Annotated in this window: 6 protein-coding genes; 4 read left to right on the top strand and 2 right to left on the bottom strand. The window is 40.6% G+C overall.

Annotation, left to right across the window (positions count from 1 at the left end):
- A partial coding sequence (locus GX756_00325; GenBank protein ID NLC16316.1) for a Ku protein occupies positions 1–266 on the top strand: 266 nt, incomplete at its 5' end.
- A 1,038-nt stretch (positions 267–1,304) separates the two neighbouring features.
- Positions 1,305–2,588 (top strand): TRAP transporter large permease subunit, encoded by a 1,284-nt coding sequence (locus tag GX756_00330; protein ID NLC16317.1) that lies wholly within the window; start codon positions 1,305–1,307, stop codon positions 2,586–2,588.
- A gap of 263 nt (positions 2,589–2,851) precedes the next feature.
- Here the strand turns inward: GX756_00330 and GX756_00335 are convergent, their stop codons facing one another.
- Both GX756_00335 and GX756_00340 read right to left on the bottom strand, forming a co-directional pair.
- Positions 2,852–3,088 (bottom strand): hypothetical protein, encoded by a 237-nt coding sequence (locus tag GX756_00335; GenBank protein ID NLC16318.1) that lies wholly within the window; start codon positions 3,086–3,088, stop codon positions 2,852–2,854.
- 31 nt (positions 3,089–3,119) lie between these two features.
- Positions 3,120–3,857, bottom strand: a complete 738-nt coding sequence (locus GX756_00340; GenBank protein NLC16319.1) for an NAD-dependent protein deacylase — start codon at positions 3,855–3,857, stop codon at positions 3,120–3,122.
- Positions 3,858–4,048: 191 nt separating this feature from the next.
- Here GX756_00340 and rdgB point away from each other — a divergent pair, with 191 nt between their 5' ends.
- Positions 4,049–4,639, top strand: a complete 591-nt coding sequence (rdgB, locus tag GX756_00345) for an RdgB/HAM1 family non-canonical purine NTP pyrophosphatase (protein ID NLC16320.1) — start codon at positions 4,049–4,051, stop codon at positions 4,637–4,639.
- Positions 4,636–5,121, top strand: a complete 486-nt coding sequence (locus tag GX756_00350) for a metallophosphoesterase (GenBank protein ID NLC16321.1) — start codon at positions 4,636–4,638, stop codon at positions 5,119–5,121. The genes rdgB and GX756_00350 overlap by 4 nt, the downstream gene beginning before the upstream one ends.
- Positions 5,122–5,454: the final 333 nt, after the last annotated feature.

Genomic DNA, 5,454 nt, shown 5'->3' on the forward strand with positions numbered 1-5,454 from the left:
CCCCGCCCGTTTATAATACTTCTATCAAAATCAACCAAAACGAGCTGGAACTCGCCAAACAATTAATAGCGAGCATGAGTTCTAAGTTTGTCCCCCAAGACTATATTGACGAATACCGCGCCAAACTTCAAGCCGCTATTGAAATGAAAATACGGGGCAAAGAAATCATCGCAGCTCAAGAGGGCGTTCCTGATTTGGCGGTTGATTTGGTGGCGGCTTTGAAACAAAGCATAAAGGAAAAAGGCGAAGCGGAAAACAAGCATTAAAAATAAGGCGCGCTTAGATAAGCGGTTAACTTAATGGTAGATTTTTAAAAAAGCGTAAAAAAAAAGGCGCGGTCGTTAATTAAACATTAATAAATAATTTGTTAATTAAGCATTAGCGCGCTTAAAGCGGTTGTTTTGAAACAGTTTTAAAAATGCGTTAAGAAAAAGGCGGAGCGGCAATCAAGAATTAAAAATTAAAAAAGGCGCGCTTGGGACGGTTAATTTGAGACGTTTTAAAAATGCGTTAAAAAAAGGCGCTGAACAGCATAAAAAAATTATTATAACTAGGCTATTAATTTTGCAGCGGCTTTTAAAAAAAGCATAAAAGAAAAATGCGAAGCGGTAATCAAGCATTAAAAAATAATTTTTAAGTCTTAGCTTTTAGCCGATAAAAAATTTAATAAAAATCGCTTTGACCGCTAAAAGAGATAACTTTGGTTAAGAGTTATTGTCTTTAAAAACGCTTAGGTTAAAAATTATTGGGCTTTTAAAGAGCTTGACTAGTAGGAATGCTTTGATTAAAGATTGTATGGGCTAGTATTGTTTGGATTAAAAAGCGCTTGGGCTAAAAATTGTTTTTTTAGCCGTGATGCGCTTAAGCTAAGGATTATTTGGATTAATAACATTTAAGGATTGTTTGAATGAACGGGCTAAAAATTATTAGGACAAAAAAGCGCGCGGCTAAAAATTATTAAGGCACAAAACAAGCATGGGCTAATAATCATTGGACCAAAAAGCGCGCGGACTAAGATTTGAACCAAAAAGCGTATAGATTTGGAATAAAATGCGTTTGATAAAGATACGCTTGGATAAGCATTGTCAAAATAGGATTGCTGGGCTGTTGAATGTTTAGGCTAAAAGTTATTTGCCCATAGTCGTAATAAATTGATATTTTGTCTGGTCTATAAACTCAGGCAAATCTTGGAATTTTTTGTTATATATATTTGACCATTTAATACATGTTTATATTTGGAAATAAAATGCAAATAATGTATAATTCTTAATGATTGATTTTCTAAAAAACAAAGGAAAGTAATAATGGATTGGACTTTTATTTTGGCGGTTTCATTATTTGCGATTACCTACATCTGTTTGTTAGTTTTCCCAAAAATAAGAGCATATATAGCGTTAGGGTCGGCCGCGCTTTTTGTTATCTTAGGGATACTTCCCGTTACCAAAGTCTTGGGCGCGGTGGATTGGAATGTTTTGATGATGATAGGCGGCACTATGGGCATAGTGGCGTTGTTTATAGATTCCAAAATGCCCGCGCTTATGGCCGATATGATTATCAAAAAAACCCCAAACTTAAGATGGGCGATAATCGCGCTTTCGCTGTTTTCCTCAATTGTATCCGCTTTTATAGATAATGTCGCGACCGTATTAATGCTAGCGCCTATCGCCCTTAGCATCTGCCAAAAACTCAATGTTTCGCCCGTAAAAAGTTTGATTGCTATCTCTATCGCGTCCAACCTACAAGGCGCGGCTACGCTTGTGGGCGATACGACTTCTATAATGATGGCGGGAGCGGCCGGAATGAACTTTATGGACTTTTTTGTCTATAAAGGAAACCTTGGCATGTTTTTTGTGGTTCAGGCGGGCTGCCTTGCCGCCACTTTTGTTTTGTGGCTGCTGTTAAGGGAGGAAAAACAGCCTATAAAACTTGAAGGCGAAACAAAAGTTACCAATTATTTTCCTACGGTTTTGCTTTTTTCAATGATAGCGCTATTGATCGCGGCGTCGTTTATCCCCGAAAAATACAAATTAGACATCACAAACGGCCTTATCTGTATGAGTCTTTTGGTCGTAGGGCTTGTGGTGGAATTCGCGAGAAAAAAGAATTTCGCTGTAATAAAGGATACTATCAAAGAAATAGATTACTTCACATTGCTACTGCTGACGGGTCTATTTATAGTAATCGGGGGAATAAAAGAAGCGGGGGTTATTGACGCGCTCAGCAAGCTGTTTGTAAAAGCCGGCGGGGGCAATCTTTTCTTGATTTTTACCATTATAGTATGGGCGTCCGTGCTGATTTCCATGTTTGTGGACAATATCCCATATACAGCGACTATGCTGCCTGTTGTAGCGTCTATCGCCGCGCTTATGAATATAGATCCTACTATATTGTATTTTGGCCTATTGTGCGGCGCGACTTTGGGCGGCAACTTGACGCCTATCGGCGCTTCGGCCAATATTGCGGCATTGGGCATCTTAAGAAAGCAAGGCCATGAAGTAAAGGCCCTAGAATTTATGAAAATAAGCGTGCCTTATACCCTTGCCGCCGTTACAACGGGATATTTGTTAATTTGGTTTATTTGGGCGTAAATGATATAGATAAAAAAAGACCGCTTAAAAAAACAGCGGTCTTTTTTATTTTGGTTATATAAAAATTTTCGTTTGAGTTTTTTTAATTTTAAACAATAGGGGCTTTCCGTTAATTTATAGCGGTCTTAGGGCTAAGCTATTGGAGCTATTTAAATTAACTGGTCTTTGGTTAATTCAAAACTTTGCGGCTATTTAATTATCAAAACTTATCAGCCTTTATGCGACTAAAAAAATATCAGCCTTTAATTTTAAATTTGGCAAGATTATAACAAATCCTTAGGGTCGTATTGGGGCTTTATCCAAACATTGTCCATATTGTCGGATATTTCTTTTTTGAACTGTTCTTGCCATTCTTCAGCCGTGTAGTCCTGAATGGACACCGAAATATACTTATCGGAAGCGCCCAAAACTTGCTTTAGGGTGTTTTTGAGTTCTTGCGCTAGTTTTTCTTTTTGGGCTTGAGTGCGGCCTTTTAGCATTTTGACGCTGATATGGGGCATAAAATATTTTACCTCCTAAAAATTTATATATTCAGTTTACCAAATCATGCAAAATTTGGGAAACATCTCCGCGCAAAATATAATCCGCGCGCGCGTCGGCTGGCGTTGAATCCATATTAATCAAGACCAGCTTGTGTCCGTGATAAAAATCCAGCAATCCCGCAGCCGGGTGAACAACCAGCGAAGTGCCGCCCACTATAAACACATCGCATAGTTCAATCGCCTTAACCGCGCTGTAATACACGGACATGTTAAGCCCCTCGCCGTATAGCACGACATCGGGCCTTACGACTTGGGAGCATTTTGAACAGCGAAGCGCGCCTTTTTTTACGCTTTGGAACTGCGCGAGGGTATATTTTTGTCGGCAACCCACGCAATAATAATCGGTCAAGTTGCCGTGAATTTCCAAGACATTGACGCTGCCAGCTTTTTGATGCAGCCTGTCTATGTTTTGGGTGATGACCGCCTTGAGTTTGCCTTGTTGTTCAAGCCTGGCCAAAGCGTAATGGGCGTTGTTGGGCTTGGCGTCCTCATATATCAGATGTTCTCTTATGTAATCCGAAAACTCGTCGGGATGGGCGACAAAAAACTCATGGCTTAGCAAATACTCGGGCGGGTACGGCAAATCGGTCTTTTGGTTATAAAGCCCGGCAGCCGAACGGAAATCGGGTATACCCGACGCCGTGGATACCCCCGCGCCGCCCAAAAAAACGATATTCTGACTTTCTTGGATGATTTTTTTGACTTGCGCGAATGTGTTTTTGTCCATTTTTATGGCCTTAAAATCCGTATTTTTATATTATTATACCATACTTTTTGATTGAGTAAAAATACATAAAAAGTAGTTATTTTTTGTTGTGCGGCGCGGACAAAATATGCTATCCTAAATTTATTAAAGAATAGATAAATATGAGATTAAAAGGCTATACGCTAAAACATTTAGACCCAAGGGATAAAAAAATGAAACCTAAGCTGATAATAGCGACCAATAACCAAGACAAAGCGCAGGAAATCAAAGAGATTTTGGGCGATATTTACCAATGCTTTTCGCTGAAGGATTTGGGCTTAAAAATTGACCCGCAAGAAAACGGCGATACTTTTTTGGACAACGCGCTTATAAAAGCAAGGGCTGTTTTTGATAAAATGGGAGGCAGTTTGGCCGCGGTCGCGGACGACAGCGGCTTGATTGTGCCCGCTTTGGGCGGCGAGCCCGGCATAATGTCCGCCCGATACGCCGGCGACGATAGCGACGACGAGAAAAACAACCAAAAATTATTGCAAAGACTTCAAGATGTTAAGGACAGGCGGGCGTATTTTGTTTGCGTCGTAGTGTTTATAAACAAAAACCAAACCATATTTGCCGAGGGCAAAACTTACGGCGAGATTTTATCCTATCCTGTTGGCGATAACGGGTTTGGGTATGACCCTTTGTTTTATTCTTATGACCTTAAGATGAGTTTTGGGCAAGCTACGCCCGAGCAAAAAAACCAAGTAAGCCACAGGGCGCGGGCGTTAAACCAACTAAAACAAAAACTAAAGGCGCTGGTATGACCAAGATAATAATCTTGTCGGATATACATTTTAACGCGGTTAATCTTAAAAAGATAGATAAAATCATCTTAGAAAGCGATTATTGCTTTTTTTTGGGCGACGGCGGCAACGCTATGGCTAATTATCAAGACCGTCTTGGCGGGCGCTTGATAACGCTAAGGGGCAATTGCGATTTTTGGGCTAGGGCCGAGACCAAAGACGAAGCGCTTTTGGATATTGACGGCTTTAAGATTTTGGCGACGCACGGGCACAAATATGGGGTAAAACTGTCTTTGGATAATTTGGTTAATAGGGCAAAGCAGTTAAAAGCCGATATTGCGCTGTTCGGTCATACGCATATAGCTTACTTGGGCTATATAGGCAATATTTTGCTGGTCAACCCTGGAAGTTTGGGCAGCCCCCGCATAGGCGCGCCCTCATACGCCTATATGCTGCTATCCCTCGCCCAAAAGCCGCTGGTTAAGATAGTGGAAGTGAAGTAAGAAAATTAGGTAATAAATAAAAATTTATAGGCGCTTTTTTATATAATAAAAACGCCCATAGCGTTATAGACTATGGGCGTTTTTGTCGTCAAAATTGTCGTCAAATTTTTGTGCAATGCGATTATAAGGTTTATTTATTGTTTATTTTGTCTTATGTAACTATATATTGCGGTTTCATGGTGGATCTTCAGGGACTCGAACCTTCACACACTCGGTACCAGAACCTAAATCTGGCGCGTCTGCCAATTCCGCCACGTCCGCGTATTGCAACAAGGGGGACCGCAGGCGCAGCCTGTGGTGGATTCCTTATTGCCCCAAGCTATCGTATTGCAA

Source organism: Clostridiales bacterium, from assembly GCA_012512255.1.
Taxonomy (GTDB): domain Bacteria; phylum Bacillota; class Clostridia; order Christensenellales; family DUVY01; genus DUVY01.

Excerpts from the sequence above, each read along its gene's own strand:
- GX756_00330 (NLC16317.1), top strand. The coding sequence starts at position 1,305 with ATGGATTGGACTTTTATTTTGGCGGTTTCATTATTTGCGATTACCTAC.
- rdgB (NLC16320.1), top strand. The coding sequence starts at position 4,049 with ATGAAACCTAAGCTGATAATAGCGACCAATAACCAAGACAAAGCGCAG.
- GX756_00335 (NLC16318.1), bottom strand. The coding sequence starts at position 3,088 with ATGCCCCATATCAGCGTCAAAATGCTAAAAGGCCGCACTCAAGCCCAA.
- GX756_00350 (NLC16321.1), top strand. The coding sequence starts at position 4,636 with ATGACCAAGATAATAATCTTGTCGGATATACATTTTAACGCGGTTAAT.
- GX756_00340 (NLC16319.1), bottom strand. The coding sequence starts at position 3,857 with ATGGACAAAAACACATTCGCGCAAGTCAAAAAAATCATCCAAGAAAGT.